The following is a 23,452-nucleotide window of genomic DNA, read 5'->3' on the forward strand; positions in this document are numbered from 1 at the left end:
CGGGAAATGAACAACACACTGGTCAAGGGCATGGCGCTGCTCGAGGCGCTCGCGCGTTCCGAACAGGCGCTCGGGATCACTGCGCTGGCGTCTCAGCTGGGCATCGGGAAAAGCAACGTCCACCGCCTGCTGCAGGCTCTGGTCGAGCTCGGTTACGTCCGTCACGACCCTGCCTCCGGCCGCTATGCCGCTTCGATCCGGCTCTGGGAACTCGGCTCCACGGTGCTCGCGAATCTCGACTTGCGGCGCCTGGCGGAAGCGCCGATGCGGCGCCTTCTCGAGCAGACGCGGGAAAACGTCCACCTCTCGCTTCTCGACGGCGACGATGTCGTCTATGTCCACAAGCTCGACAGCCCGCAGCCGGTCCGGACCTTCAGTTCGATCGGAGGTCGCGCCCCCGCCTATGCCGCGGCGACCGGCAAGGCAATCCTGGCGTGGCAGAACGAAGCTCAGCTCGAATCGCTGTCGCGCCGACTTGCGAGGCACTCGCCCACGACGATCGTCGACCCCGAGGATTTCCTGCGAGAAATGGCCTGGATTCGAAACCACGGCTATGCCGTCAGCAACGGGGAATGGCGGGAGGGGGTCCGCGGTCTCGCAGCGCCTGTCCGAGAGCCTCGCGGCGGCGTGATTGCCGCCATCGGGATCTCCGGCCCGACGGAGCGCCTGCGAGCGGCGCTCGTGCGGACGCTCGCTCCCGCGGTCATCGCTGCCGCCGACGAGGTGAGTGCCCAGCTCGAACGAGAGGGCGTCTCCGGAACCCGAACGCAAGGGCACTGACAAGTCGAGCAGGACTCGCATGGGCGCGAGGCATGAGGGCCTCGCCCTGAGCGCCTGCGCACCGGCCCCGGGCGATCGCCAATCCCCTGCAATTCGAACTGTTCACAAATACAGACCAGAAGTTCCTTATTGATGAATATTGGCTGCTCGATCAAGCGAGTGTCAAGTAAGATCGCGGCTTCGCTTCCCGGCCAGCCGATCCGCGCAACATGTCCAGACTCCCGCCGCTTCGCCTCGATCCTGCGCCGCTGCCTGGCGTCCTCACCGCGATCACCATCGCCCTGGCCGCAAGCTTCCTGGCCGAGCGCTACGACGGCCCCCAATTGCTCTTCGCCCTGCTCTTCGGGATGGCATTCAACTTCGCCGCAGAAGGCCCCCGCGTAAAGACCGGGATCGATTTCGCGTCGAAGAAGATCCTGCGCTTCGGGGTCGCCCTGCTGGGCGCGCGCATCGGCATGGAACAGATCGTTGCACTGGGCGCCGCGCCGGCGGCGATCGTGGTGGTCGCGGTGAGCGGCACGATCCTCTTCGGCTGGCTACTGTCGCGAGTGTTGCGCAGACAGGCAGCCGACGGCCTGCTCACCGGCGGGGCGGTCGCGATCTGCGGGGCTTCGGCGGCGCTGGCGATCTCGGCGGTGCTGCCCCAGGGGAAGGATCAACAGCGATTCACCTTGCTCACCGTGGTGGGCGTCACGACACTATCGACCGTCGCGATGGTGCTCTACCCGCTGATCGTCGAATCCCTCGGGCTCGACGCACGCGGGGCAGCCGTGTTTCTCGGCGGCTCGATCCACGACGTGGCCCAGGTCGTGGGCGCCGGCTTCATGATCTCGCCCGAGGTCGGTGACGGGGCCACACTCGTCAAGCTGCTGCGCGTCGCGATGCTCGTGCCGGTGGTGCTGATCTTCGCGCAGGTCTATCGAGGCGCAGGCGGCGTCGACGGCGCAGCCCGTCCGCCCTTGCTGCCCGGTTTCCTGGTGGCCTTCATCGCGCTGGTGGTGCTCAACAGCGTGGGCGTCGTCCCGAAGGCCGTGGCCACCGGGCTCGGCGACCTGTCGCGATGGTGCCTGGTGGTGGCAATCGCCGCCCTGGGGGTGAAGACCTCCTTCCGGCAGCTGGCCGAGCTCGGCTGGCAGCCAGTGGTGATGATCGTCGGCGAGACCTTGTTCATCGCCGCAGTGGTCCTCGGGGGGGTTCTGCTGCTGCGCTGAGGCGAGGAGAATACGAAAGGCCCGCCACAAGGAGGCATCCCGCCCATGACGGTGAACGCCCGTTTCCCCTTCCGTGTCCGGCGCACGCTGCCTGCTGCCATGCGCCTGGTTTCGACGCTCATCGCAACGGCTGCCTGCAGTGCGGCGCTTGCGGCGGATCCGCCCGCCGGGAATGCGACTGCCGACGGCATCGAAGCCGAGTACCAGCGCAACCGCGCCCTGTGCCTCGCCGGACTGACCCACCAGGCCCGCAGCGACTGCCTGCGCGAAGCGGGCGCCGCCCGCGACGAGGCGCGTCGCGCCCGCCTGGGCAACGGCCACCCCCCTTCTGAATACCTGGAAAACGCCCTGAAGCGCTGCCTGCGGCTGCCGGACGCCGACCGGTCCGATTGCGAGGCCCGCGTGCGCGGCGAGGGCGCGCAGCGGGGCAGCGTGGAGTCCGGCGGGATCTACCGCGAGACCCGGACCCTGCTGCCGCCCGCAAGCCAGACCGACTGAGCCGCCGGCCCGAGCGACCGGGGCTTCAGACCTTGCAGTCGTTGGCCAGCTGCTTGCCGTTCTTGGTGTCCAGCAGCATGGCCTTGCCGACGATCACCAGCCAGACCAGGCCCGACGCGGCGTCTTCGTAACGAAGCGCGCCGCTGCGGGCGTTGACCGCGTGCAGCGTGTAGTCCTTCTTGTCCCAGTTCAGCACCGCCGACTGCATGTCGGGCGAAACCTGGCGAACGTGGACGCTGCGGTTCAGGTCGCAGCGATAAACGCCCGGCGGGACCTTGAAGCCGTGGGGGTTGAAGCTGGCGACCTGCACCAGCTCCTCGTCCGCAGCCGAAACCGGCGACTGGACGGCGGCGAGAACGAGGCCAGCGGCGATGGCCGCGAACTTGATGAGACGCATGTCCGACTCCTCCGGGCCCCCGACAACCGGGTTCCCCGTCAGGCGCGAGTTTACTGCCGGACAGCCCCGATCGAACAGCTCGACGGCCGCCGGATGACGCCGCCCGACGGTGCGCTGCCTGCCATCCGTCAGTTTTCGGCCACGCCGGGAGCCTCGCGCAGGGCCCGGGCGATCTCGCGGGCCCGCTCGTTGTCGGCCCGCAAGCGGGCGATCTCCTCGGGCGGCGTGCGCGCCACGTTGCAGTAGTCGAGCTTCCAGGCATCGTCTTCGGCCCAGCGCAACGGCGAGTGCAGCGTGGTGCGCGCCGCCGGGGCCGACTCGAGCAGGCGCAGCGCCAGCTCGAGCGTGGCGGCCTGCGAGCGCGGATCCCCTGGCCGGCCGGCGGCATTGCCCAGCGGGAAGTCGTTGAACAGGAAGCGCGGCACGCCGCAGTGCTCGACGATGTCCTTCGCGGCCCCGATCACCACGGTGCCGATCCCGCCGGCTTCCAGGTGGCGCGCCACCAGCGAGACGGTCTGGTGGCAGACCGGGCAGTTCGGCACCAGGATCGCCGCATCGACGCGGTCCTGGCGGCAGCGCGCCAGGATCTCCGGCGCGTCGACCTCCACGGTGTGCCGCTGGCTTCGGTTGGTGGGCGCGCCGTGAAAGCGCGGGGCCAGCCGGCCGACGCGGCCCGCGCGCACCGCATCGCGCAGCGCCTTCAGCGGGAACCAGCAGCCGATGTCCGCCATGTCGGCGTGCCTGCGGTCGATGCCGACGTGCGCGATCCGCAGGTCCGGGTCGCCGGCGCTGTCGCCCGAATAGACCTGGTAGAACTTCGCGGCTGCGTTGTAGGGCGCGCCCGGACCCTGCAGCCCCTTGTCGGGCTGGAACGGCGCCGCCGTGGTCACGATGGCGACCCGGCTGGCCGCCAGCGGTTTGCGAAGCGGCTGGAAGGGCGCGTCGTCGTGGTGCGCCCATTCATAGGGGTTGTCGTAGCCGAGCGCGAGATACCACTCGCGCGTGCGCTGCATGTAGCGGACGGGACCCTGCACTCAGTGGTCCTCGAAGCGGGTGCGCTCGTCGTCGGCCAGCTGCCCGGTCTCGGGGTCGACCCAGTCGGGGATGCCCAGGACGTCTTCCGCCTCGTGGACCCTTTCGGCGGCATCCAGCGCATCCTCCACCTCGGCGCCCTCGGCGTCTTCGGCAGCCTGCATGTCGGCGACCGCCTCCATCAGCGTGTCGAAGGGGCCGTACTCGCGGCCGCCGTCGCGCGACTGCCACCAGATGCCATCGGGACGCTTGATGATCCGGGTCTCGTCGAACCCGGCCGGCGTGGTCGGAATGTTCTGCGCCATCGCTCGTTGCTCCTGCTGGGACGCTTCATCTTAGTCCCCGCGCGGCGATCCGGCGACCCCGGATCAAGGCCGGGCGGATGCCTCCGCGGCCCGCGCTGCTGCCTGCATCGCCTCGAAGTCGCCGCGCTCGAGCCACCATGAGACCGCGAAGCCGGCCACCAGGCCCCAGAAGGCGGCGCCGATGTTCAGCAGCGTGAGGTCGGCCACCGTGACCACGAAGGTGACCAGCGCGCCCAGGGTGAAGTGGCCTCCGAAGGCGGTGACGAACGAGGCCTGCAGCACCCGAAGCATCGCCAGGCCGGCCAGCGTGGCGATGAAGGCCGGCGGCGACGCGAGCATCAGCTGCGCGAACAGCGGCGCGAACAGGCCGAAGAGGATCGCGAGCAGGGCCACGACGATGCCGGCCACGTAGTGGCGCTCGCGCTCGCCCGACGAGGCCAGGATCGCGTTGGTCGGCCCGGTCAGGCAGGTGGACACGGTGCCCACGAAAGCGGTGAGCACGGACCAGGCCCCGCAGGCGATCGTGACCGCATTGACAGGCGCCGAATGGCCGGCCGACTTGAGCACCGCCACCCCCTGCCCGTTCTGCACGACCAGCACGGTGATCGCGAGCGGCACGACCAGCTCGACCATGGCCTGCCAGGACCACTGCGGCGCCTGCAAGACCGGCAGGGCCAGCCACTGCGCCGCCGCGCCTCCCGCGTCGAAGCGGCCCGACAGCGCGACCGCCACCGCGCCGACCGACAGGGCCCCGATCATCGGCGGCAGCCTGCGCCCGAGCGCCGGCCGCGCGCTGAGCACCAGGAACAGCGCGACCATCGGCAGGGCCACCCAGGGGTCGTCGCGCAGCGCGTGGACCAGGTCGATGCCGAAGCGCAGGAACACGCCGGCCACCATGCCCATCACGATCGGCATGGGGGCCAGCGCCATCGCCCGCCGCACCCAGCCCGAGAGACCCAGCAGCAGCATCAGCAGGCCGGTGGCGATGAAGGCGCCGACCACCTGCTGGAAGCTCAGGTGCTGCAAGGCCGGGCCGACCAGCACCGTGCCGGGAATGGTCCAGAAGAAGGCCAGCGGCTTGCGGTACAGCCAGCAGGCAGCCAGGGTGAGGAAGCCGTTCAGGAAGAAGGCGCCGAAGATCCACGAGGCCAGCTCGGCCTGCGACAGCCCGCCTCGGGTGCCCACCGACAGGATCACCGCCACCGGCCCGGTGGCCGCGAATATGAAGCCGATCAGGCCGTTCGCGGCGTAGGTGGCGCCGAAATCGGCGCGCAGCCGCGCGAAGCTGGTAGGCGGGCTGGCAGGGCGTTCGATCAGCGGTTCGGTCATGGGCGCCTGGTCGGAGGTCCGACGTAGCCTACCCATATCCGGCCTCCCTTTGGGGGCGCACCGCCCGCACCTCGACCATTCCGGACGGACGCACGCGATACAGCGCAACGTAGCCGGTTGCGCCGAAAGAGATCACCAGTTCCCTCAACGTACCGTCGACCGGCCATCCGATTGCGGGATGGCGCTCGAGGATGGAAAGGGCGTCGAGGATGACTTCGAGCGCTTCCGCGGCTCGCTCCGGCGGATGCTCGCCAAGGAAATCCTGGATTCGCTCGAGGTCTTCGAGCGCCCCGGGGACGAGCAGCACGCGGGGCATGGGCCGGGTCGGCGAGGTTGCGGCAGCGGCGAGCGACCGGCCGGCCTCAACGACCCCGACTGGAACGGGCATCGACCGACGCAGGTCGCTCGACCGTGCCGCCGGCCCGACGCGCTCTCAGGTAGGCCGCAACGTCGTCCATCGCGAACAGCGGGCCGCCCGCATCGACCTCGGCAGCGCGCTGCCGAGCCTCTCGGACGAAGGCCTGACGGAGATCCGCAAGCGCCACCTGCGCCTGCAGGGCCTCGATCATCCACGCATGCGGAGTCTTGCCGGCAGAGGCGGCCAGCGGCGCGATGCGGGCCTTGAGTTCGTCGGGAAGCTTCAGCGTGGTGGTGGACATGGCCGGCTCCGGACGGCATTCGGGTGACACCAAGGTATCACCGGATTCCGAAGCCGGTGAATCGGCCATTGGCCTCACCCGAACGGCCGAACCCCGAACAACCAGCCGTGCAACTGGAAGGCGAACAAGGCCCAGACGCCGATGCCGACCAGGACCACGACGACATCGGCGGCCAGGCTCGGCGACGCGTCGAGCGAGACCCCGGCCCGCGCAGCGCCGACCGACCTGTCCCGCCGGCGCGCCGACCGGAAGTCGAGGATGGCCCAGACCAGGAAGGATCCGAACAGCAGCAGGTCGGCCACCGTGCCATTGGCCAGCAGGTGGGCGAAGGCCCAGAGCTTGACGCCAGCCACCATCGGATGGCCGATTGCCGCCTTGATCCGGTTGCGAGGCACGTAGGCCGCCACCAACAGCACGAAGGCCGCCAGCGTGAACAGCGAAGCCAGGTGGCGGGTGAACACCGGCGGGTTCCAGACATCGATGGGTGCGGTGCGGGCAATGCCGTAGCCCCAGACGATCAGCGCGAGGCCGACGATCGAGACCGCCGAATAGAGGCCCTTCCAGGCCGGCAGGCCGATGCGCGCGACCTGGGCGCCGCGCCAGGCGTCGGCCACGATGCGCACCGAGTGAGGGGCGAGGAACAGGATGAGGCCAAGGATCAGCAGAGTCATCTCGATTCCGGGAGGATGGCGCGTGCGCGGGAACCCGATGATGCCGCGAGGCGCGCCCACTCGGGCAGTACCGGGCGGGCGCGCGGGGTCATGCGTCAGAGCGCCGGATGGCGGAGGTGCCAATCGGTCGCGCGCTGGAAGGCGTGCCCGGCCCGCACCAGCAGGGCCTCGTCGAGATGGCGGCCGACCAGCTGGAATCCCACGGGCATTCCGCGATCGTCGAAGCCGCCCGGCAGCGTGATCGTCGGGCTGCCCGACATGTCGAAGGGCGCGGTGTAGCGCAGCATCGCATCGCCCCCGCCGGGCTGCCTGAGGATGGACAGCAGCTCCGGGGCGGTGGGATTGCCGAAGGGGTGCACCGGGCACAGCAGCAGGTCGACGTCGGCGAACAGCGTACGCAATTCGCCGGCGAACACGAGCCGGTCCTGCAGGATCCGCGCGATCTCGATTCCGCCAACCGCCCGCCCCTTGTCGAGCAGCCCCGCGAGCACCTTGCCGTATTCGCTCCTGCGGGCCGGGAACCACGCCTCATGCGCGACAGCCGCCTCGGCCGCGCACAGCTGCGTCCAGGCTTCGCTCATCGCCCGGGTGCGGTCCGGCATCGCGAGCTCGATGATGGCGGCGCCGAGTTCCGCGAAGACATTGCGTGCCTCGCCGATCACCCGGGCAGTCTCCGGCAGGCATCCGTCGTGGACCCAGGACGGGTCGATGCCGATCCGAAGACCCCTGACGCCGGCGTCCATGTGCGCCAGGCAGTCGGGCACCGCCGCGTCGAGCGTGGTCGGGTCGCAGGGGTCGGGTCCCGCCATCACCGCGAACATCACGCCGGCATCGCCCGCCGAGCGGGTCATCGGCCCCAGGTGATCGAGGCTGTCGGCCAGCGGCCTCACCCCGTGCCGGCTGACCCGGCCCCAGGTCGGCTTGAGTCCGGTGACGCCGTTCGCGCCCGAGGGCAGGCGGATCGAGCCGCCGGTGTCGCTGCCAATCGCGCCGAAGCACAGGCCTGCCGCCACGGCCACGCCCGATCCGCTCGACGAGATCCCGGTCCAGTGATCGGCATGCCAGGGATTGACCGGCGCGGCCACCGCCGGATGGTGTGCGGCAAACGCGCCCTCGGTCATCTTCAGCTTGCCGAGCATGATCGCGCCGGCGTCGAACAGCTTTGCAACCACCGTCGCGTCGGCGGCCGGCACGCGATCGGCCTGGATCATCGTGCCCCAGGTGGTGCGCACACCGCGGGTGTCGCAGAGGTCCTTCAAGCCGATCGGCACGCCATGGATCGGGCCGCGCTGCGCGCCGCGCGCGATCTCGGCCTCGGCCTTGCGCGCCTGCGCAAGCGCGATCTCGGGCGTGACGGTGACGAAGCTGCGCAACGCCGGGTCGAGCTGCTCGATCCGGCCCAGCATTGCCTGCGTGACCTCGACCGGCGAAAGCTCGCGACGACGATACGCGGCGGCCAGCCCGGTGATCGTGGCGAACGGGAGCCCGGCCGGCATCATGGCGAAGACCGCGGCGCGTTCAGCACGGCCACCGACCGCGCCTCCCCCACCCTCAGCCCCCGCGCGTTGCGGATCTCCGGCCGTGCAAGCGGCGCGAGTGCCTCGCGCTGCACGGCACTCGTCAACCCGAGTGCATCGAGCACGGCGATCGCCGCGGTCACGGCGGCGCGCGCATTGCCGTCCGTGATCTTGACCGCAATGCCGAGCCCGGCCGACCGCACCGCGATCGCCTGCACGCCATCGGCGCCGGCCTTGGCGATCCATTCGCCGGGCGCGGCGCGCATGATCGCCAGATCCTGCCGACCGGTGCCTGACACCAGTTCCGGATGCGCGAACATCGCGGCCGACAGCTCGCCGAGCGCGGGCGCGAGCGCCCCGTCGCCGTCGGCGCCCCGCCCCAGCCGCGCGTAGCCCAGCGCCAGCGAGCGCAGCGGGATCGCGTGATTGGGCGCCGAGCAGCCGTCGATGCCCGAACGCATTGCGCCGTCGGGCACCTCGCAGGCTTGCGAAAGCCGCTCGCGGATCGCGCGCTGCAGCGGGTGATCGAAGCCGAGGTAGCCGTCCATCGGCGCGCCGTGCAAGGCGCACCAGGCCAGGAAGCCCGCGTGCTTGCCCGAGCAGTTGTTCTCGACCTCGGTGAAGCGTTCGTCGGGCGGAGGGCTCGCGCCGGTGGCCGCGAAGCGCAGCGGCACGTGGCAGCCGCACTGCAGCCTGGCCGGCGACGCGCCTGCGCGCTCCAGCATGCCGGCGACCACCGCCAGGTGCATCGGCTCGGCCGAATGACTCGCGCACATCAGGGCCAGCTCGCGCGGCCCGAAACCCAGCCGCTTCGGCCCGCCGGCCAGCACGAAGGGCAGGGCCTGGAAGGGCTTGATCGTGGAGCGGGTGAACGACACGAAGTCGGGATCGCCTGCGCTGGCCACCAGTCGGCCCGAGGCGTCGACCACCGCCACCGAGCCGGCGTGCCGGTTCTCGACGTGCTCGCCCTGGCCGGGCAGGCCCCCTCGGGTGGTCTCGACGAGGATCTCGTGCATCGGTGACATGCGGGCTCGGGGGCGGGAGGCGCTCGCGCGGGGAAGGGCGCGGGTCGATCTTACTCGAAGCGGCCGATGCGATAATCGTGGCTCGTCCGCCATTGACCGGAACCACCGTGCGCGTCCTGAAGGACCTCTTCGCCAACAACCGCGCCTGGGCCAAGCGAATCTCCGAGGAGGATCCGGAGTTCTTCGCGAAGCTCTCGCGCCAGCAGTCGCCGCGCTACCTGTGGATCGGCTGCTCCGACAGCCGCGTGCCGGCCAACGAGATCATCGGCCTGCCGCCGGGGGAGGTCTTCGTCCACCGCAACGTGGCCAACGTGGTCGCCTACAGCGACCTGAACTGCCTGTCGGTCATGCAGTTCGCGGTCGAGGTGCTCAAGGTCGAGCACATCATGGTCGTGGGCCACTATGGCTGCGGCGGCGTTCGCGCGGTGCTGCGCCAGGACCGGGTCGGCCTGGTCGACAACTGGCTGCGAAACGTGCAGGACGTGCGGGAGCGGCATCCGGCGAGGATCCGCCCGCTGTACCACGAGTCGCACCAGGTCGACCGGCTCTGCGAGCTCAACGTCATCGAGCAGGTCCGCAACGTGGCGCGCACCACCATCGTGCTCGACGCCTGGGAGCGCAGGCAGCCGCTCACGCTGCACGGCTGGATCTACGGCCTGAAGGACGGGCTGCTGCGCGACCTCGGCATGACCGCCGCGTCGCTCAAGGAGCTCGAGCAGGCCTACGAGGTGGCGCTGCGGGCCCTGGACTGATGGCGCGCGTCACCGTCATCGGCGCGGGCGTGGTCGGCGTGGCGTCGGCCTGGTACCTCGCGCGCGCGGGCTTCGAGGTCACGGTGGTCGACCGGCAGGCCGGTCCCGCCTGCGAGACCAGCTTCGCCAACGGCGGCCAGATCGCGGTCAGCCACTCCGAGCCCTGGGCCAACCCGCAGGCGCCGCTGAAGGTGCTGAAGTGGCTCGCGCAGGCCGACGCCCCGTTGCTGTTCCGCCCTCGGGCCGACTGGCGGCAATGGTGGTGGCTGGCGGCCTTCCTGCGCGAGTGCACCGCCGCGCGCACCCGCGAGAACATCCGCCGGCTCGTATCCCTGGGCGTGTACGGCCGCGACTGCCTGCGCGCGCTGCGCGAGGAAACCGGCATCGACTACCAGGCGCAGACCCGCGGCATCGTGCACTTCTACACCGACGCCGCGGAGTTCGAGGCCGCCCGCGAGCCGGCCCGGCTGATGACCGAGCTCGGTTGCGAGCGCCGCATCGTCGACGCGCAGGAGGCGGTGCGCATCGAGCCGGCGCTGGCCTCGATCGGCACGGCGCTGGCCGGCGCCACCTTCTCGCCCGATGACGAATCCGGCGACGCGCACCGCTTCACGATCGAGCTGGCACGGCGCTGCGAATCGGCCGGCGTTCGCTTCCTGCACGGCCATCAGGTAACGGCCCTGAGACCGGCGTCGCGCAACCGCATCGACCACGTCGAGGCGATCGGCCCCGACGGCCGCTACACGCGCCTCGAGGCGGACCACTGGGTGCTCGCGGCGGGCAGCTGGAGCCCGCTGCTGGCCGCCCCGCTCGGCATCCGGCTCAACGTGTACCCGGCCAAGGGCTACTCGGTCACGATGCCGGTGGCCGACCCGGACAAGGCCTGGCAGGCCTCGTTGACCGACGACGCGCACAAGCTGGTGTTCTCGCGGCTGGGCGACCGGCTGCGCGTCGCCGGCACGGCGGAGCTGTCCGGCTGGGACCGCGCGCTGAACCGCCGCCGGTGCGAAGGGATCCTCGCGCGGACCCGGCAGCTCTTTCCCGGCGCCGGCGACGTCGATCGTGCCGAGTTCTGGAGCGGCCTGCGCCCGGCCACGCCGTCCAACCTGCCCTGCCTGGGCCCGACCCGCTACACGAACCTGCATCTGAACACCGGGCACGGCACGCTGGGCTGGACCCTGGCCTGCGGTTCGGGACGGGTGCTGGCGGACATGCTGGGCGGCCGGCGGCCCGAAGTCGGCTGGCCCGCAGCTTGAAGAGTCTCGCAGCACCCGTTTGTTGGGAAATCAGGAAAGTTACTGGTTCTTTGTAAACTGCCGAGCCTTCCGGAGCTCCAGACGCCATGACCGACGCACCCGACACGCTGAGCCTCGCCACCGATGACCTCGGCCGCGACGAGATGTACTTGCTGCTGCGCGACTCGATCGCGCCGCGCCCCATCGCCTGGGTCGCCACCGCGGACGAGCAGGGCCGCGCCAATCTGGCGCCCTACAGCTTCTTCAACGTGTGCAGCGCGCACCCGCCCGTGCTGGGCTTCGCGGTGGGCCCGCGCCCGAAGACCGCGGCGAGCGGCGGCGCGCAGTACAAGGACACCCTGGACAACATCCGAGCCACCGGCGAGATGGTGATCAACATGGTGCCCGAGACCCTGCTCGAGCCGATGGTGAAGACCTCGACCAACCTGCCCCCGGGCGAGGACGAGTTCGCGCACGCCGGCCTCGAGCCGGTGGCCTCGGAATCGGTGCGCCCGCCCCGCGTGCTCGGTTCGCCGGTGGCCTTCGAATGCGTGCTCCACCAGATCGTGGAGATCGGCAACCACCACTGGGTCATGGGCCGCGTGGTGCGCACCCATGTGGACCGGCGCATCTACCTGGGCGAGTACAAGGGGATGAACCACCGCGTCGACCCGATGCGGGTCGAGTCGCTGCGCCCGGTAGGCCGCCTGGGCCGCGCCTGGTACGTGAAGATCCGCGAGATCGAGACGGTGCTGCGCGCCGACGGGCCGAACGACTGACGGATCGCCGCATGGAAATCTCAGCACGGCTGCTGCCGCAGGCAGCATGCCACGACCACCCCGGACGCACCGAAGGACCCGCCCGATGAAGTTCAAGATGGCCGAGAACTCGCTGTTCGCGATCCTGCTGCGCTCGTCGTGGTGGATCAGCGCTGCGGTCGGCTTGGCCTTCGTGCTCGCCGCCAAGGCGATCCTTCCGGACAAGTACTTCATCGTGGGCGCGTTCGGCTCGCTGCCCTTCTTCGTCATCTCGGCGATGGCGGCGTGGAAGCAGTTGCGCGCGCCGAGCCCGGCCAGGGTGGCGAAGACGCTCGAGGCGGCGGGCGAGATGTCCTGGGCCGACTTTGCCGCCACCTTCGAGGCCGGCCTGCGCGCCGACGGCTACACGGTCGAACGCATCGACGGCGGCGCCGACTTCCTGACCGTCAAGTCCGGCCGCACCGCGGTGGTGGCCGCGCGCCGATGGAAGGGCGCCAAGCTGGGTCTGGAGCCGCTGCGCGAGCTGCAGGCGCTGCGCGAGAAACGCGACACGCACGACGCGGTCTTCGTGACGATCGGCGAGGTCACCGAGAAGGCCGCGCAGTTCGCGCGCGGCAACGGCATCCGGATGCTGGCCGGCGCCGAGCTGGCGAAGCTGGTCGACGCGGGCAGGAAAGGGCGCGCCGGCTGACGGCGCGGGCGGTCAGCCCGCGTTCGCCGCCTTTCCGACGAACTCGAGCAGCAGCCGCGCGGTCTCTTCCGGTTGCTCCTGCTGCACCCAGTGGCCGGCGCCCTCCACCAGATGGCAACCGAGCATCCGCGTGCAGGCCTTTCGCTGCATCGCCTCCAGCGCGCCGGGGCGCTGGCGGATGCCCCAGTCGGCCGCACCCGCGATGAAGCACGAGGGCACGTCGATCGTCCGGCCCGCGTAGAGCGAGAGCTCGGCGTTGAAGCGATCGGAGATCGCGCAGCGGTACCACTGCAGCCCACCCTGGAAGCCGGTGCGCCCGTATTCGCTGCTGTAGACGCGCAGCTCCTCGTCGGGCAGCCAGCGGCTGGCAGCGATCTGCTCTCGTGAGGGCATCTCCGGCGCAACGGCGGCGGCCATGTCCTGCCGCGCGTCCATCACGTAGTAGGTCGGCAGCTTCGCCAGCTCGGCCGCGGTCCAGGCCTCGAGCGGGTAGGGCCGGTTGCCCGGCCAGTCGGCGCTCTTGACGTGGTAGTAGGCGCGCAGGAAGTCGTGCAGGCCCTGCGGGCAGCGCCACATGTCGGCATCGGCCTCGCGCGTGGCGTAGTACCACTGGTAGTGCTTGCGCGGCGGGTCGAGCGCGGCCAGTTCCTCGTGGATGCGCGCATCGGCCGGCGCGAAGGGCAGGGCGGGCGGCCCGGCGAAGGGCGCGCTCATCATCGCCACCGCACGGAACACGTCGGGTCGGACCAGCGCGCACCAGGCCGCCACCGGCGAGCCGAAGTCGTGGCCGATCACCGCGGCCGCCGAGCGATGGCCGAGCGCGTAGACCAGCGCCAGCGCATCGCGCACCAGCGAAGGCATCGAGAAGGCGGCCAGGTCGCCGTCGTAGTCGGAGTCCCAGCCGGTGGTGCGGCCGTAGCCGCGCTGGTCCGGCGCCACCACGTGATAGCCGGCCTGCGCGAGGGCCGGCATGATCTTGCGCCAGCTGTACGCGAGCTCGGGGAAACCGTGGAGCAGCAGCAGCAGCGGCCGGCCGGGGTCGTCGTGACCGGCCTCCAGGACATGCATGTCCAGGCCGTTGATGCCGGGGATCTGGCGGGAGCGGATTCCGGGGGGCAGGGAAAGGTCGGCAAGCATCGTCGTCGCTCTGCGGAGGGTCATCCCGCAGGGTAGCCGAAACGCGTCACCGGCAGCGCGTCGAACCCGCCTCGACTACGGCGGCCATGTTCGAGTATCCGCGTGCCACGGCCAGCTCGAGCGGCCGGCGGCCTTCCCGGTCCGCCAGGCAGACGTCGGCGCCGGCGTCGACCAGCGCCCGGAGCGTCGCCTGGTGACGCGGTCCGCCGTCGCCGAGGACGATGGCCTCGATGACCGCTGTCCAGTGCAGGTTGTTCACGTGATCGAGCGGCGCCCCGGCCGCGATCAGCTGCCGGACGATGCCGTCGTGACCGAGGTGGGCGGCGGCAATCAGCGCAGTCCCGTCGTACCGGCTGGTCACCAGGCCTGCGCTCGCGCCGAGCGAAAGCAGGACGCGCAGCGTCGGCGCGTCGTCGGCCACCGCGGCGATCGTGACCGCGTCGTACCGGTCGTCGTCGAGAGCGCCGAGGTCGGCACCGGCGCGGGCCAGCGCGCGGATCGCCTCACGCTGCCCCGCGAAGGCCGCGACGTGAAGCGGCGTCCGGCCCCGTGCGTCGCGCGCCTCCAGCCGCCGCGCATCGGCGGCGGCCAGACGCTCGATCTCTGCCACATCGCCACGATGCGCAGCGGCGTGGAGGCCCATGTAACCGGCAATCTCGGTCACGCTCGGTGCGACCTGGGCCGCCGCCTCCACGGCTGCGGCGGCGCAAACGGCCACTGCGACTGCGGCAAGGAACCGGCGCGCGCTCACTGCAGGCGGTCCTTCGCCTTGTCGAGCGCGGCAAGCGCGCACTGCTCGTCGAGGTGCCCGCCGGGCGCGCCGCCGACGCCGATGGCGCCGATCACCTCGCCGCCGGCCTTGACCGGAACGCCACCCCCGAGCAGCAGGAAACCGGGGATGTGGACGAGGTTGGCCGCCGCCGCGTTGCTCTGCGCAGTCTCCATCATCGCCAGCGTGCGGTTCTTCGCCGAGGCAGCGGTGAAGGCCTTTTGCTGGCTGGCCGCGAGCGTGTGGGGGCCGGCATTGTCGGCGCGCAGCACCGCGCGCACGCTGCCGGCCCGGTCGACCACCGTGACCGCGACCGCGTATCCGCCCGCATGACAGGCCGCGACGGTCTCCGCGGCGAGCTGGCCCGCGAGCTCGAGGGACATGTTCCGCTCAGTGCGCACCGGCTGACCCTGCGAAAGGCCGGTCGCGGTCAGCAGAGCGGTGAGGATTGCCGCACGCATTGCTGGGCTTCTGATGTTCATCGTTCTTCACTCCGGTCATCGGTGCCTCGGGGAGGCGACGTCCGGATTCTCGGGAATCTGCGGCTCGGCGAACATTCGTGCCGCTACCCGCCGGCCTCCGTAGGATTACGGAACGGGTGCGCGCTCAGGCACCGGCGTCCCCGTCGCCGGAAGGCTCGACCAGCTGCGCGTAGTCCCGGATCAACTGCGCCAGCGACCCTGACTGGAGCTTCTCGAAGAGGTTGGCGCGGTGCGTCTCGACGGTCCGCGGGCTCAGGTCCATCACTCGCGCGATCTCCTTGTTCGTCAGGCCCGCCATGATCTGCGCAAGCACCTCCCGCTCGCGGGGCGACAGCCGTGCGAAGCGCTGTCGCGCAGCAAGGTCGGCCTGGCGGCGTTTGCGCGACTTCACATGCGCGCGCACTGCGTTCTGCAGCGCCTCGAGCAGCTGCTCGTCGTCGACCGGCTTCTCGAGAAACTCGGACACACCGGACTTGAACGCGCGGCGGCACAGCTCGACCGTGCCATGCCCGGTCAACATGACCACCGGCTGGTCCGCCCCCTCTGCGGCCAAGCGCTCGAGGACCGCGATGCCGCCCAGCCCCGGCATCCGCGCGTCGAGCAGGATCGCGCCGACGCTTTCGCGGTCGAAACCGTCGAGAAAGGCCTGCGGATCCGACCAGATCCGCGTCTTGAGACCCACGGTCCCGATCAACAGTGCAAGGCTGTCGCGGACGGCCGTGTCGTCGTCGATGACATGGATGACCGGCACATTGTTCAACGGGCCCCCTCCGGCGCATCGACTGCGGGCAGCGACAGCCTGAACTCGGCGCCTGACCGCGGCTCGGCCATGCAGACCAGCGACCCGCCCATGCCGGTGGCCAAGGTCTCGCACAGGCTGAGGCCGAGCCCGAGGCCGCCCTCCCGGGTGGTGAAGAACGGCTCGAACACCCTGCCCAGTGCCTCGGCCGGAATGCCCGGTCCGGTGTCGAGGACCCGCAAGACCGCAGTGCGGTCGCCGCGCCCTTCGCGCTCCGGCGCGACCTCGAGCGCGAGCTCGCGCCGGCCGGTCGGCACACGCTCCATCGCCTGCAGTGCATTCATGACGAGATTGTGGACGATCTGCTCCAGCGCCACCCGGTCGGCCAGAACGAAAAGCGGCTCGGCGGCCAGGCGCCATCGCACCGTGACGCCGCGCCGGGCGCACTCGGGCTCGAGCAGGTGCATGACCTCGCGCACCAGATGGGGCAGCGACAGCGCCTCGGGCTGGGCCGAGGCATCCGGGCGCTGGATCATCCGGCGCAGTCGCCCGACGACGTCGCCCGCCCGCCGCGCCTGCTGGACCGCCTGCGCCATCGCCGCGCTCGCGGTGTCGAGGTCCGGGGGATCCTCGGCGAGCAGGCGCCGGGCCGCCTGGGTGCCCGCCATCAGCGCGGTCAACGGCTGGTTGAGTTCATGAGCCAGGCCGGCGGCCAGCTCGCCGAGCGCGTTCAGGCGGCCGAGCTGTCCCAGCCTCAGCAACTCCTCGGCCCGTCGGCGGGCGGCGCGCTGCCGTCGCCAGGCCTGCATGGACGCCCACGCGGCCGCGATCGCGAGCCACCACATGCCGATCGCGGCCCACGGCGCCTCGGCCCAACGGAGGGTTCGCGTGGCGACCATCTCGAAGGGCTGGCTGTCGGAGGCGAGCCGCTTGCGAAAGTCGAACTGCCAGAAGCCGCCCCCCGCCGATCCGGAATTCCCGCCGGCATTCACGAGGTATGCCTGATCGCCAAGATGCAGCGCCAGGCGCACCGGAGCATCGAAGGACAGCGGCCACTCGCCATCCTCGGCGAGCCGGCTCGCATCGATCCGCAGCGCGTAGCTGGACGGGTCGGCAGCGCGCACCAGCGTGTACCTGCCGCTCGGCAGGTTCGCCTCGGCAAGCAACGCGCGGCCGAGCCGGCGCGATGCCTCGTCCGCTTCCTGCAGCGACGCGGTCGGCCACTGCGCGTCGCGGCCCCGGCTCGCAACCGCCAGCACTTGCGGATACAAGGCCGGCAGACGCTGCTCGGGCCTCGTGGCCGGACCGTCGGTGCCGCCCGGTTGAAGCAGCGCCAGCGTGGCGAGGATGGCGTCGTTCTGAACGGCCCGCTGACTCAGCAGGCGGTGTGCGATGCGGGCGTCGGTCTCGAAGGCATCGCGATGCCGCGCGATGCCGGCTGCGACGATCCACGCGGTCCCGATCGAGGCAAGGAGCAGCGCCACCAACGCGCCGACCAGGCGCGAGCCCGCGCCGAATGGCATTCTCGCCTCCTGGCGTCGGCCCCCGTCAGCCCATCGTCACCACGATCTTCCCGAAGTGCTCGTTCGCCCGCATCATCGCGAACGCGTCGCCCAGCCGCGCGAACGGGAAGGTCGCCGAGATCGGCAGCGCAAGCGAGCCGTCGGTCACGCCCGCGGCGAGATCGGCCCAGGTCTTGCGGCACTCCTCGCGGATCTCCTCGTTGCTGCGCGTGCGGTGCGTGACGCCGACGTAGTCGATGCGTTTCAGCGCGTGCAGGTCGAAATCGAACTCGGCCCGCGCGCCGGCCAGCCGGCCCACGTTGACGATGCGCCCGAGCACCGCGGCGGCCTTCATGCTCGCGTTGACCGTGCCGCCCGAGAGCTGGTCGATGACCAGGTCCACGCCCTTGCCGCCGGTGGCCTTCAGCACCTGCTCGGGCCAGGCCGGATCGGAGGTGTCGACCGCCAGGTCGGCGCCGAATTCGCCGAGCCGCGTCCGGCGCTGGGCGTTGGTCGAGGTGCCCACCACCAGGCCCGCGCCCATCTTCTTCGCGATCAGCATCGCCATCAGGCCCACGCCCGACGAGGCGCCCATCACCAGCACCGACTCGCCCGGCTTCAGCCGGCCGTTGACGACCACCGCGTCGTGCATGGTCTGCAGCGCCACCGGCAGCGTGACCGCCCGCTCGAAACTCATCCCCGCGGGGATCGGGTAGGCGCGGCCGCGATCGGCCAGCGTGTACTCCGCGGCGGCGGCCGCGCCGGAACCCATGATGCGGTCTCCGATGCGGATGTTCTTCACTTCGGGGCCGACCTCGACCGCCTCGCCGGCCCACTCCATGCACAGCACGGTCCCGGCTCCGCCGATGCTGCCGTGCATGTGGCCGGCCAGCACGCCAAGGTCGGCGCGGTTCAGCGCGATCGCGTGCACCTTGACCAGCACCTCCTCGGGGCCGGGGACGGGGCGGGGGCGCTCGGCGAAGGCGAGGCCGTGTTCATCACGGATTGCGGCTTTCATTCTCTCGGTCATGGCGGCGAGGCGTGGTGTCGTGGATCCCCGAGTATCCAACAAAGCGGACGATCGCGCCGGGCTAGCCGCCGCCGATCTCGATGCCCGCTACCGCCGGCGGCTCGAGAGGCCGGCCACCTCGAACCTGAGCGACGCGATGAACAAGCCCGGCCTGCGCGGCGCGGTGATCGGCATCGTGCCGCAGTGGGGCCGCACGAGGCTGGTCGGTCGCGCGGTCACGACCCGCATGACCGCCGCCGGCGCAATCGAGAGCAAGACCCACCTGCGCGTCGTCGTGGTCACGACCGCCGCGAGCGATCGCGCGGACGCTGACTGTCGACCGACGGGTCGAAACGGTTCCGGTGCGTCGGCCAGGGGTCAGGCCGGGGCCTGCGCTCGATGGCGGAATGTGTAGTGGCCGACCTCTCGCTCGCCGCCCGCGTCCACCGCCAGCAGGCGGATGACGAGCTCGTGCGTGGGCAGCCGTCGAACCTCGGCGAGTCTGGGCGAGAACAGCACGACACCTTCCGCCGCGTCGAACGGAATGTCGCGCAACCGCTCCTCACGCGCGAGCGGCGGCTGTCCATGGTCCTGAGGGGCCGACAACGCGAGCAGCGCGTCGAGGCGCTCGACGCCCGCCAGCGGCGCCTCCACGCAGGCCACGATCAGATCGTCCCCGGGCTCGACCGAGCACAGCACGCTGCCGTTGCGAGGCACCCGGTACGAGCGCACACGCAGCCCCGCGCTCGTCAATCGATCGACGAAGCCGGAAGTCAGCACCGCCGGCACGGCCCCGCGGGCAAACGCCTCGCGCGCGCCGCGCGACAGCGCGACGATCTCGTCGAACACCGCGCCGCAGGCGTCGCAATGCAACAGATGCTCGTCGATCGCCTCGCTGGCCACCGCGTCGGTGTCGCCGAGCCAGTAGTCGACGAGAGAGTCCCAGTCGAGGTGACCCTTCACCCGCGCCGTCATGCCGCCCTCCTGCCGCGTGCGACGCAGCGCCGCAGCTTGTCGATGCCCCGGTGACGAATCACCCGGACGTTGCCGGCCGTCAGCCCGAGCGAGCGGCCGACCTCCTCGGCCGGCTGCTCGTCGTAGAAACTGAGCACCAGCACGGCGCGCTCGCGCTCGGGCAGGCGCTCCAGGCATTGCGCGACGAGCTCGTGGTCGAGCCGCGGCGCGACGTGGACGTCCACCATCGGCACGTCGCCGGCATAGCGCTGCAGCAGCTCGTCGCGGCGCCGGTGCCCGCGCAAGTGCTGCATCACCGTCATGCGGCAGGCGCCGAACACGAAGGACACCACCCGCCCGGGCTCGCGCAGCGCGCCGGCGCGCAGCTGCTCGATGGTCATTGCCATCACGTGCTGCATCAGGTCCTCGGCCGCGTGCTCGTCGCGCAGGTGGCGCCGGCCGTAGCGGCGAATGCGCGGGGCCAGCAGCCGGTAGAGCCCGGCCTCGGCGTCGACCGCGCTTCCCGGCGAACCGGCCGCGATGCGGCGCGCGAACTCCGCCTCGGGCCCGTCTTCGGGGAGAATGTCCGCGGTGTCCATCGCGAAAGCATAGCCCCGCGCGGCGAAAAAATCGCTGTAACGCAGGCGCCGTCCGCGACACAACCCGTAGCCACCGAGATTCGTGGCCACCAACGGGAGGTCCCATGATCACCAACGCCCAGTCCGATACCAAGGTTCACGAGATCGCCGACGGCATCTACCGGATCAACACCCCGGTCGCGCTGCCGGACGGCCAGCGGTTCAGCTTCAACCAGTACCTGGTCGTCGACGACGCGCCCCTGCTGTTCCACAGCGGCCCGCGCCAGCTCTTCGGGCCTGTGCGAGAGGCGATCGCTGCGGTGATGCCGGTCGAGCGGCTGCGCTACGTCGGCCTGTCGCACGTCGAAGCCGACGAATGCGGCTCGCTGAACCTGCTGCTGGCGGCGGCCCCCGGGGCGGTGCCGGTGTGCAGCCAGGTGGCGGCGATGGTCTCGATGAACGATCTCGCCGACCGCCCGCCGCGCGCCCTCGCCGACGGCGAACTGCTGTCGCTGGGCCGCCGCGAGATCCAGTGGTTCGACACGCCGCACGTGCCGCACGGCTGGGATTGCGGGCTGATGATGGAACGGCTGACGAAGACCTTCTTCTGCGGCGACCTGTTCACCCAGCCCGGTGCCGGCGCGCCGGCGCTCACCGAAGGCGACATTCTCGGCCCCAGCGAGGCCTTCCGCCAGCCGATGGACTACTTCGCGCACGCGCCCGACACCGGCGCCACGCTGCGCCGGCTGGCCGCGGAGGATCCGCGCACGCTGGCGTGCATGCACGGCAGCGCGTGGCGCGGTGACGGCGCCGCGCTGCTGCATCGACTGGCGGAGACGGTGGCGGGAAGGCCGGGCGGTTGAGCGAACCGCCGGCCGGCGACTCGATCAACGCGCGGCCGAAGGCCGCTCGCTCGACGACAGCGCCCGCGCCAGCATCGGCGCGATCGACACCACGTTGCTCGGATGCGGCACGCTGTCGGTGCTCCACACCTCGCGCACGCCGGCTGCGCGCAGCTGTTCCAGCGCATCCCCGACGAGCAGGGCATGCGTCACCGCCACGTCGACGGTGGCCGCGCCCCGTGCGAGCGCGCCTCGCGCCGCCTCGACCAGGGTGCGGCCGGTGCTGGCCACGTCGTCGAGCAGGACGACCGCACGGCCGCGCAGCTCGAGCCCGGGAAGCTCGACCTCGACCTCATGGTCGGCGTGTCGCAGCTTGCGGCACACGGCGTGGTCCAGCCCGCCCGCCGCGGCCGCCGCGCGCGCCCACTGCAGCGATTCCTCGTCGGGCCCGAGCAGCAGCGCATCGGGTTGCCGCCGGGCGACCCATTCGCCGAGCAAGGGCGCGGCCGACAGCGCGACGCCGCGCCGACCGGGCACGACCTCGTCCATCGTCGACACTCGGTGCAGGTGCGGGTCGACCGTGATCACCGCATCGAACCATGCCGCGAGCGCGCGCCCGACGTGGCGCTGGCTCACGACCTCGCCGGGCGTGAACGCCGTGTCCTGCCGCATGTAGGCGAGATAAGGGCTCACCAGCGTCAGCCGCCGAGCGCCGAGCTCGCGCGCGCCGGCCGCAGCCAGCATCAGCTCGGTCAGCTTCGCGTTCGGTTGCTGCAGGCCGCGCAGCAGGACCGTGTGCGCGGGCAGGGCAGGGGGCAGGCGCAGCCGCGATTCGCCGTCCGGGAACCGGTGCCGCGCCACGAAGGCCAGGGGCAGGCCGGCAGCCTGCGCCAGGCGCTCGGCGAGCGCGCGCTCGTCGTCGAAGGCCAGCAGCAGGCTCATCGCTTCGCTCCGCTCATCGCGACGGCGAGCTCAGCGCACATCGCCCGGCGCCGAAGCGAATTCCCGCGGCACCTGCTCGGGCGCGCCGAGCGTGAACCCGTTGCCGCGGCCCACCAGCTGGCGCGCGAATTCCAGGTCCGCGTCGAACTGCGCGTGCACCCGGTACAGCGGCTGGCCGGCCCGAACCGTTTCGCCCAGCTTCACGAACAGGTCCACGCCGGCGCCGCGCACCTGCGGCGCACCGCTCGTCCGGGCGATGCGGGCGAGCCGGAGATTGTCGACGCCGATCACCGTGCCGTCGGCCGGCGCGGTCACCTCGAAGCCGATCGCCCCCGGCTGCTGCGGCTCGGCGCGCCGGCCCTGCGCGTCGATGATCGCGTTCATCTTGGCCAGCGCGCGCCCCGAATCCAGGATGTCGCGCGCGATCCGGTAACCGTCGCCGCCGCGCACGTCGGGGTCGAACTCGATCACCCGGCCGGCCAGGCGCAGCGCCTTCTGGCGCAGGTCCTGCGGCGCCTGCGGATCGTTGGCCAGCACCTGCATCACGTCGCGCGCCTCGAGCACCGGACCGATGCCGCGACCGATCGGCTGGCGGCCGTCGGTGATCACCGCGTCGAGCTCCAGGCGCAGCCGCGCGGCCACGTACTCGAACAGGCGCTTCAGGCGCTGTGCGGCCGACATGCTGCGCACCTTGGCGGTCGGCCCCACCGGAAGGTCCAGCACCAGGTGCGTGACCCCGGCCGCGATCTTCTTGGACAGGATCGAGGCCACCATCTGCCCCGGCGAATCGATGCCCAGCGGCCGCTCCACCGAGATCAGGATGTCGTCGGCGGGGCTGAGATCCGCGGTGCCGCCCCAGGCGAGGCAGCCATGGGTGGCGCGGGCGATGTCCTTCATGCGGTCGAGCGGCAGCTCGACTTCGGCCAGCACCTCCATCGTGTCGGCGGTGCCCGCCGGCGAGGTGATCGCGCGCGAAGAGGTCTTGGGGCACAGCATGCCGTGCGCGGCCACGATCGGCACCACCAGCATCGACGTGCGATTGCCGGGAATGCCGCCGATGCAGTGCTTGTCCACGATCGGACCTGCGCCGATCTCGCGCTGCCAGTCGATTCGCTGGCCGGTGGCGATCATCGCCTCGGTGAGGTGCAGCACCTCGTCGCGGTCCAGCTCGAACTGGTTGGTGGCCACCACGAAGGCCGCCAGCTCGATCTTGGAGTAACGGGCCGCCGCGATGTCCTGCACGATCGCATGCAGGTCGTGTTCCTCGAGGCGGTCGCCGGCGATCTTGCGATGCAGCGCTGCGATCGACGGCGGCGGCTCGGCCTGCTCGATGCGCGCCGGCCGCCCGGGCTCGGCGCCCAGGCGCCGGAAGGCCTCCTCGCTCAGGCCGAGCTCACAGGGCGGGCAGATGGCGTCGTCATCGACGACATTGAGCACCCCGATCAGCGTCTTGCCGTTGGCCTGCACCCGCACCTTGGCCAGCGCCTGGAAGCCGGCCGCGCGGACCACCGGGCAGTCGCGATGCAGGAAGACGACGTTCTCGCGCCAGGTGTCGATCCCGACGCGGCGGATCGGGAGGATCGGCTCGCTCATGGAGCGAGAGTTTGCCCGATTCGCCGGAGGGCGAATCGGGCAGTT

General features: G+C 71.2%; 28 protein-coding genes. 9 read left to right on the forward strand and 19 right to left on the reverse strand.

What is annotated here, in order from left to right; genetic code table 11:
* The first annotated feature begins 6 nt into the window (after nucleotides 1-6).
* The 3 genes from FHP08_RS13420 to FHP08_RS13430 all read left to right on the forward strand — a co-directional run bounded on the left by FHP08_RS13420 (nucleotide 7) and on the right by FHP08_RS13430 (nucleotide 2,489).
* Nucleotides 7-780, forward strand: coding sequence for an IclR family transcriptional regulator (locus tag FHP08_RS13420; RefSeq protein WP_147704985.1), 774 nt, complete (start codon nucleotides 7-9; stop codon nucleotides 778-780).
* 209 nt (nucleotides 781-989) lie between these two features.
* Nucleotides 990-1,991 carry a YeiH family protein gene (locus FHP08_RS13425; protein ID WP_147704986.1) on the forward strand — a complete coding sequence of 334 codons (1,002 nt, stop codon included), beginning with the start codon at nucleotides 990-992 and terminating at the stop codon, nucleotides 1,989-1,991.
* Nucleotides 1,992-2,036: 45 nt separating this feature from the next.
* On the forward strand, nucleotides 2,037-2,489 hold the full coding sequence (locus tag FHP08_RS13430) for a hypothetical protein (protein WP_147704987.1): 453 nt from the start codon (nucleotides 2,037-2,039) through the stop codon (nucleotides 2,487-2,489).
* A 25-nt stretch (nucleotides 2,490-2,514) separates the two neighbouring features.
* On the opposite strand, the gene FHP08_RS13435 is transcribed toward FHP08_RS13430, so the two are convergent.
* The 9 genes from FHP08_RS13435 to FHP08_RS13475 form a co-directional block, all read right to left on the reverse strand.
* Nucleotides 2,515-2,886 carry an MliC family protein gene (locus tag FHP08_RS13435; RefSeq protein ID WP_147704988.1) on the reverse strand — a complete coding sequence of 124 codons (372 nt, stop codon included), beginning with the start codon at nucleotides 2,884-2,886 and terminating at the stop codon, nucleotides 2,515-2,517.
* A gap of 128 nt (nucleotides 2,887-3,014) precedes the next feature.
* Nucleotides 3,015-3,920 (reverse strand): glycine/sarcosine/betaine reductase selenoprotein B family protein, encoded by a 906-nt coding sequence (locus FHP08_RS13440; RefSeq protein ID WP_222707896.1) that lies wholly within the window; start codon nucleotides 3,918-3,920, stop codon nucleotides 3,015-3,017.
* A complete protein-coding gene (locus FHP08_RS13445; RefSeq protein WP_147704989.1) occupies nucleotides 3,921-4,223 on the reverse strand; it encodes a hypothetical protein in 303 nt (100 codons plus the stop codon). It abuts the gene before it with no gap.
* A 63-nt stretch (nucleotides 4,224-4,286) separates the two neighbouring features.
* Nucleotides 4,287-5,552, reverse strand: a complete 1,266-nt coding sequence (locus FHP08_RS13450) for a benzoate/H(+) symporter BenE family transporter (RefSeq protein ID WP_147704990.1) — start codon at nucleotides 5,550-5,552, stop codon at nucleotides 4,287-4,289.
* 28 nt (nucleotides 5,553-5,580) lie between these two features.
* A complete protein-coding gene (locus FHP08_RS13455; protein ID WP_147704991.1) occupies nucleotides 5,581-5,868 on the reverse strand; it encodes a type II toxin-antitoxin system RelE/ParE family toxin in 288 nt (95 codons plus the stop codon).
* Between the two features lie 46 nt (nucleotides 5,869-5,914).
* Complete coding sequence (locus FHP08_RS13460; RefSeq protein WP_147704992.1) at nucleotides 5,915-6,211, reverse strand: CopG family ribbon-helix-helix protein; 297 nt, start codon at nucleotides 6,209-6,211, stop codon at nucleotides 5,915-5,917.
* A 74-nt stretch (nucleotides 6,212-6,285) separates the two neighbouring features.
* Complete coding sequence (locus tag FHP08_RS13465) at nucleotides 6,286-6,882, reverse strand: NnrU family protein (RefSeq protein WP_147704993.1); 597 nt, start codon at nucleotides 6,880-6,882, stop codon at nucleotides 6,286-6,288.
* Between the two features lie 95 nt (nucleotides 6,883-6,977).
* Nucleotides 6,978-8,378, reverse strand: a complete 1,401-nt coding sequence (locus tag FHP08_RS13470; protein WP_147704994.1) for an amidase — start codon at nucleotides 8,376-8,378, stop codon at nucleotides 6,978-6,980.
* Nucleotides 8,378-9,424 (reverse strand): asparaginase, encoded by a 1,047-nt coding sequence (locus FHP08_RS13475; protein ID WP_323808900.1) that lies wholly within the window; start codon nucleotides 9,422-9,424, stop codon nucleotides 8,378-8,380. The genes FHP08_RS13470 and FHP08_RS13475 overlap by 1 nt, the downstream gene beginning before the upstream one ends.
* A 92-nt stretch (nucleotides 9,425-9,516) precedes the next feature.
* Here FHP08_RS13475 and can point away from each other — a divergent pair, with 92 nt between their 5' ends.
* The 4 genes from can to FHP08_RS13495 all read left to right on the forward strand — a co-directional run bounded on the left by can (nucleotide 9,517) and on the right by FHP08_RS13495 (nucleotide 12,860).
* Nucleotides 9,517-10,176, forward strand: a complete 660-nt coding sequence (can, locus tag FHP08_RS13480; RefSeq protein ID WP_225879136.1) for a carbonate dehydratase — start codon at nucleotides 9,517-9,519, stop codon at nucleotides 10,174-10,176.
* A complete protein-coding gene (locus tag FHP08_RS13485) occupies nucleotides 10,176-11,432 on the forward strand; it encodes a D-amino acid dehydrogenase (RefSeq protein ID WP_147704995.1) in 1,257 nt (418 codons plus the stop codon). Before can ends, FHP08_RS13485 begins: the two co-directional genes overlap by 1 nt.
* A gap of 86 nt (nucleotides 11,433-11,518) precedes the next feature.
* Nucleotides 11,519-12,190 carry a flavin reductase family protein gene (locus tag FHP08_RS13490; protein ID WP_147704996.1) on the forward strand — a complete coding sequence of 224 codons (672 nt, stop codon included), beginning with the start codon at nucleotides 11,519-11,521 and terminating at the stop codon, nucleotides 12,188-12,190.
* Nucleotides 12,191-12,275: 85 nt separating this feature from the next.
* The gene (locus FHP08_RS13495) at nucleotides 12,276-12,860 is read left to right on the forward strand and encodes a restriction endonuclease (protein WP_147704997.1); all 585 of its coding nucleotides are present in this window, start codon (nucleotides 12,276-12,278) and stop codon (nucleotides 12,858-12,860) included.
* A 12-nt stretch (nucleotides 12,861-12,872) separates the two neighbouring features.
* Here FHP08_RS13495 and FHP08_RS13500 read toward each other — a convergent pair whose 3' ends face one another.
* The 6 genes from FHP08_RS13500 to FHP08_RS13525 all read right to left on the reverse strand — a co-directional run bounded on the left by FHP08_RS13500 (nucleotide 12,873) and on the right by FHP08_RS13525 (nucleotide 18,507).
* Nucleotides 12,873-13,997, reverse strand: coding sequence for an alpha/beta hydrolase (locus FHP08_RS13500; RefSeq protein ID WP_147705153.1), 1,125 nt, complete (start codon nucleotides 13,995-13,997; stop codon nucleotides 12,873-12,875).
* 46 nt (nucleotides 13,998-14,043) lie between these two features.
* Nucleotides 14,044-14,748: an ankyrin repeat domain-containing protein gene (locus FHP08_RS13505; protein ID WP_225879137.1), complete on the reverse strand. Its 705-nt coding sequence runs from the start codon at nucleotides 14,746-14,748 to the stop codon at nucleotides 14,044-14,046.
* The gene (locus FHP08_RS13510) at nucleotides 14,745-15,248 is read right to left on the reverse strand and encodes a GlcG/HbpS family heme-binding protein (RefSeq protein ID WP_147704998.1); all 504 of its coding nucleotides are present in this window, start codon (nucleotides 15,246-15,248) and stop codon (nucleotides 14,745-14,747) included. Before FHP08_RS13510 ends, FHP08_RS13505 begins: the two co-directional genes overlap by 4 nt.
* Nucleotides 15,249-15,372: 124 nt before the next feature.
* A complete protein-coding gene (locus FHP08_RS13515; protein ID WP_147704999.1) occupies nucleotides 15,373-16,008 on the reverse strand; it encodes a response regulator transcription factor in 636 nt (211 codons plus the stop codon).
* Nucleotides 16,005-17,510 carry a sensor histidine kinase gene (locus tag FHP08_RS13520; protein ID WP_147705000.1) on the reverse strand — a complete coding sequence of 502 codons (1,506 nt, stop codon included), beginning with the start codon at nucleotides 17,508-17,510 and terminating at the stop codon, nucleotides 16,005-16,007. Before FHP08_RS13520 ends, FHP08_RS13515 begins: the two co-directional genes overlap by 4 nt.
* Before the next feature lie 25 nt (nucleotides 17,511-17,535).
* Nucleotides 17,536-18,507 carry a quinone oxidoreductase family protein gene (locus FHP08_RS13525; RefSeq protein WP_147705001.1) on the reverse strand — a complete coding sequence of 324 codons (972 nt, stop codon included), beginning with the start codon at nucleotides 18,505-18,507 and terminating at the stop codon, nucleotides 17,536-17,538.
* A 148-nt stretch (nucleotides 18,508-18,655) separates the two neighbouring features.
* Here FHP08_RS13525 and FHP08_RS13530 point away from each other — a divergent pair, with 148 nt between their 5' ends.
* Nucleotides 18,656-18,913 (forward strand): hypothetical protein, encoded by a 258-nt coding sequence (locus FHP08_RS13530; RefSeq protein WP_147705002.1) that lies wholly within the window; start codon nucleotides 18,656-18,658, stop codon nucleotides 18,911-18,913.
* Here the strand turns inward: FHP08_RS13530 and FHP08_RS13535 are convergent.
* Nucleotides 18,877-19,473 (reverse strand): hypothetical protein, encoded by a 597-nt coding sequence (locus FHP08_RS13535; protein ID WP_147705003.1) that lies wholly within the window; start codon nucleotides 19,471-19,473, stop codon nucleotides 18,877-18,879. The two genes, FHP08_RS13530 and FHP08_RS13535, sit on opposite strands and share 37 nt — an antisense overlap.
* Nucleotides 19,470-20,051 (reverse strand): RNA polymerase sigma factor, encoded by a 582-nt coding sequence (locus tag FHP08_RS13540; RefSeq protein WP_147705004.1) that lies wholly within the window; start codon nucleotides 20,049-20,051, stop codon nucleotides 19,470-19,472. Before FHP08_RS13540 ends, FHP08_RS13535 begins: the two co-directional genes overlap by 4 nt.
* Before the next feature lie 104 nt (nucleotides 20,052-20,155).
* Between FHP08_RS13540 and FHP08_RS13545 the strand changes: the two genes are divergently transcribed.
* Nucleotides 20,156-20,893, forward strand: a complete 738-nt coding sequence (locus FHP08_RS13545) for an oxygen-binding di-iron domain-containing protein (RefSeq protein WP_147705005.1) — start codon at nucleotides 20,156-20,158, stop codon at nucleotides 20,891-20,893.
* Nucleotides 20,894-20,917: 24 nt separating this feature from the next.
* Here the strand turns inward: FHP08_RS13545 and FHP08_RS13550 are convergent, their stop codons facing one another.
* A complete protein-coding gene (locus FHP08_RS13550) occupies nucleotides 20,918-21,814 on the reverse strand; it encodes a ribose-phosphate diphosphokinase (RefSeq protein WP_147705006.1) in 897 nt (298 codons plus the stop codon).
* Between the two features lie 30 nt (nucleotides 21,815-21,844).
* Nucleotides 21,845-23,407 carry a thymidine phosphorylase family protein gene (locus tag FHP08_RS13555; RefSeq protein WP_147705007.1) on the reverse strand — a complete coding sequence of 521 codons (1,563 nt, stop codon included), beginning with the start codon at nucleotides 23,405-23,407 and terminating at the stop codon, nucleotides 21,845-21,847.
* Nucleotides 23,408-23,452 lie beyond the last annotated feature (45 nt).

Origin of the sequence: Zeimonas arvi (genome assembly GCF_008039575.1) — a bacterium.
GTDB lineage: Bacteria > Pseudomonadota > Gammaproteobacteria > Burkholderiales > Burkholderiaceae_E > Zeimonas > Zeimonas arvi.

Excerpts from the sequence above, each read along its gene's own strand:
- FHP08_RS13420 (WP_147704985.1), top strand. The coding sequence starts at position 7 with ATGAACAACACACTGGTCAAGGGCATGGCGCTGCTCGAGGCGCTCGCG.
- FHP08_RS13425 (WP_147704986.1), top strand. The coding sequence starts at position 990 with ATGTCCAGACTCCCGCCGCTTCGCCTCGATCCTGCGCCGCTGCCTGGC.
- FHP08_RS13430 (WP_147704987.1), top strand. The coding sequence starts at position 2,037 with ATGACGGTGAACGCCCGTTTCCCCTTCCGTGTCCGGCGCACGCTGCCT.
- FHP08_RS13435 (WP_147704988.1), bottom strand. The coding sequence starts at position 2,886 with ATGCGTCTCATCAAGTTCGCGGCCATCGCCGCTGGCCTCGTTCTCGCC.
- FHP08_RS13445 (WP_147704989.1), bottom strand. The coding sequence starts at position 4,223 with ATGGCGCAGAACATTCCGACCACGCCGGCCGGGTTCGACGAGACCCGG.
- FHP08_RS13450 (WP_147704990.1), bottom strand. The coding sequence starts at position 5,552 with ATGACCGAACCGCTGATCGAACGCCCTGCCAGCCCGCCTACCAGCTTC.
- FHP08_RS13455 (WP_147704991.1), bottom strand. The coding sequence starts at position 5,868 with ATGCCCCGCGTGCTGCTCGTCCCCGGGGCGCTCGAAGACCTCGAGCGA.
- FHP08_RS13460 (WP_147704992.1), bottom strand. The coding sequence starts at position 6,211 with ATGTCCACCACCACGCTGAAGCTTCCCGACGAACTCAAGGCCCGCATC.
- FHP08_RS13465 (WP_147704993.1), bottom strand. The coding sequence starts at position 6,882 with ATGACTCTGCTGATCCTTGGCCTCATCCTGTTCCTCGCCCCTCACTCG.
- FHP08_RS13470 (WP_147704994.1), bottom strand. The coding sequence starts at position 8,378 with ATGCCGGCCGGGCTCCCGTTCGCCACGATCACCGGGCTGGCCGCCGCG.
- FHP08_RS13475 (WP_323808900.1), bottom strand. The coding sequence starts at position 9,424 with ATGTCACCGATGCACGAGATCCTCGTCGAGACCACCCGAGGGGGCCTG.
- FHP08_RS13485 (WP_147704995.1), top strand. The coding sequence starts at position 10,176 with ATGGCGCGCGTCACCGTCATCGGCGCGGGCGTGGTCGGCGTGGCGTCG.
- FHP08_RS13490 (WP_147704996.1), top strand. The coding sequence starts at position 11,519 with ATGACCGACGCACCCGACACGCTGAGCCTCGCCACCGATGACCTCGGC.
- FHP08_RS13495 (WP_147704997.1), top strand. The coding sequence starts at position 12,276 with ATGAAGTTCAAGATGGCCGAGAACTCGCTGTTCGCGATCCTGCTGCGC.
- FHP08_RS13500 (WP_147705153.1), bottom strand. The coding sequence starts at position 13,997 with ATGCTTGCCGACCTTTCCCTGCCCCCCGGAATCCGCTCCCGCCAGATC.
- FHP08_RS13510 (WP_147704998.1), bottom strand. The coding sequence starts at position 15,248 with ATGAACATCAGAAGCCCAGCAATGCGTGCGGCAATCCTCACCGCTCTG.
- FHP08_RS13520 (WP_147705000.1), bottom strand. The coding sequence starts at position 17,510 with ATGCCATTCGGCGCGGGCTCGCGCCTGGTCGGCGCGTTGGTGGCGCTG.
- FHP08_RS13525 (WP_147705001.1), bottom strand. The coding sequence starts at position 18,507 with ATGAAAGCCGCAATCCGTGATGAACACGGCCTCGCCTTCGCCGAGCGC.
- FHP08_RS13530 (WP_147705002.1), top strand. The coding sequence starts at position 18,656 with ATGAACAAGCCCGGCCTGCGCGGCGCGGTGATCGGCATCGTGCCGCAG.
- FHP08_RS13535 (WP_147705003.1), bottom strand. The coding sequence starts at position 19,473 with ATGACGGCGCGGGTGAAGGGTCACCTCGACTGGGACTCTCTCGTCGAC.
- FHP08_RS13540 (WP_147705004.1), bottom strand. The coding sequence starts at position 20,051 with ATGGACACCGCGGACATTCTCCCCGAAGACGGGCCCGAGGCGGAGTTC.
- FHP08_RS13545 (WP_147705005.1), top strand. The coding sequence starts at position 20,156 with ATGATCACCAACGCCCAGTCCGATACCAAGGTTCACGAGATCGCCGAC.
- FHP08_RS13550 (WP_147705006.1), bottom strand. The coding sequence starts at position 21,814 with ATGAGCCTGCTGCTGGCCTTCGACGACGAGCGCGCGCTCGCCGAGCGC.
- FHP08_RS13555 (WP_147705007.1), bottom strand. The coding sequence starts at position 23,407 with ATGAGCGAGCCGATCCTCCCGATCCGCCGCGTCGGGATCGACACCTGG.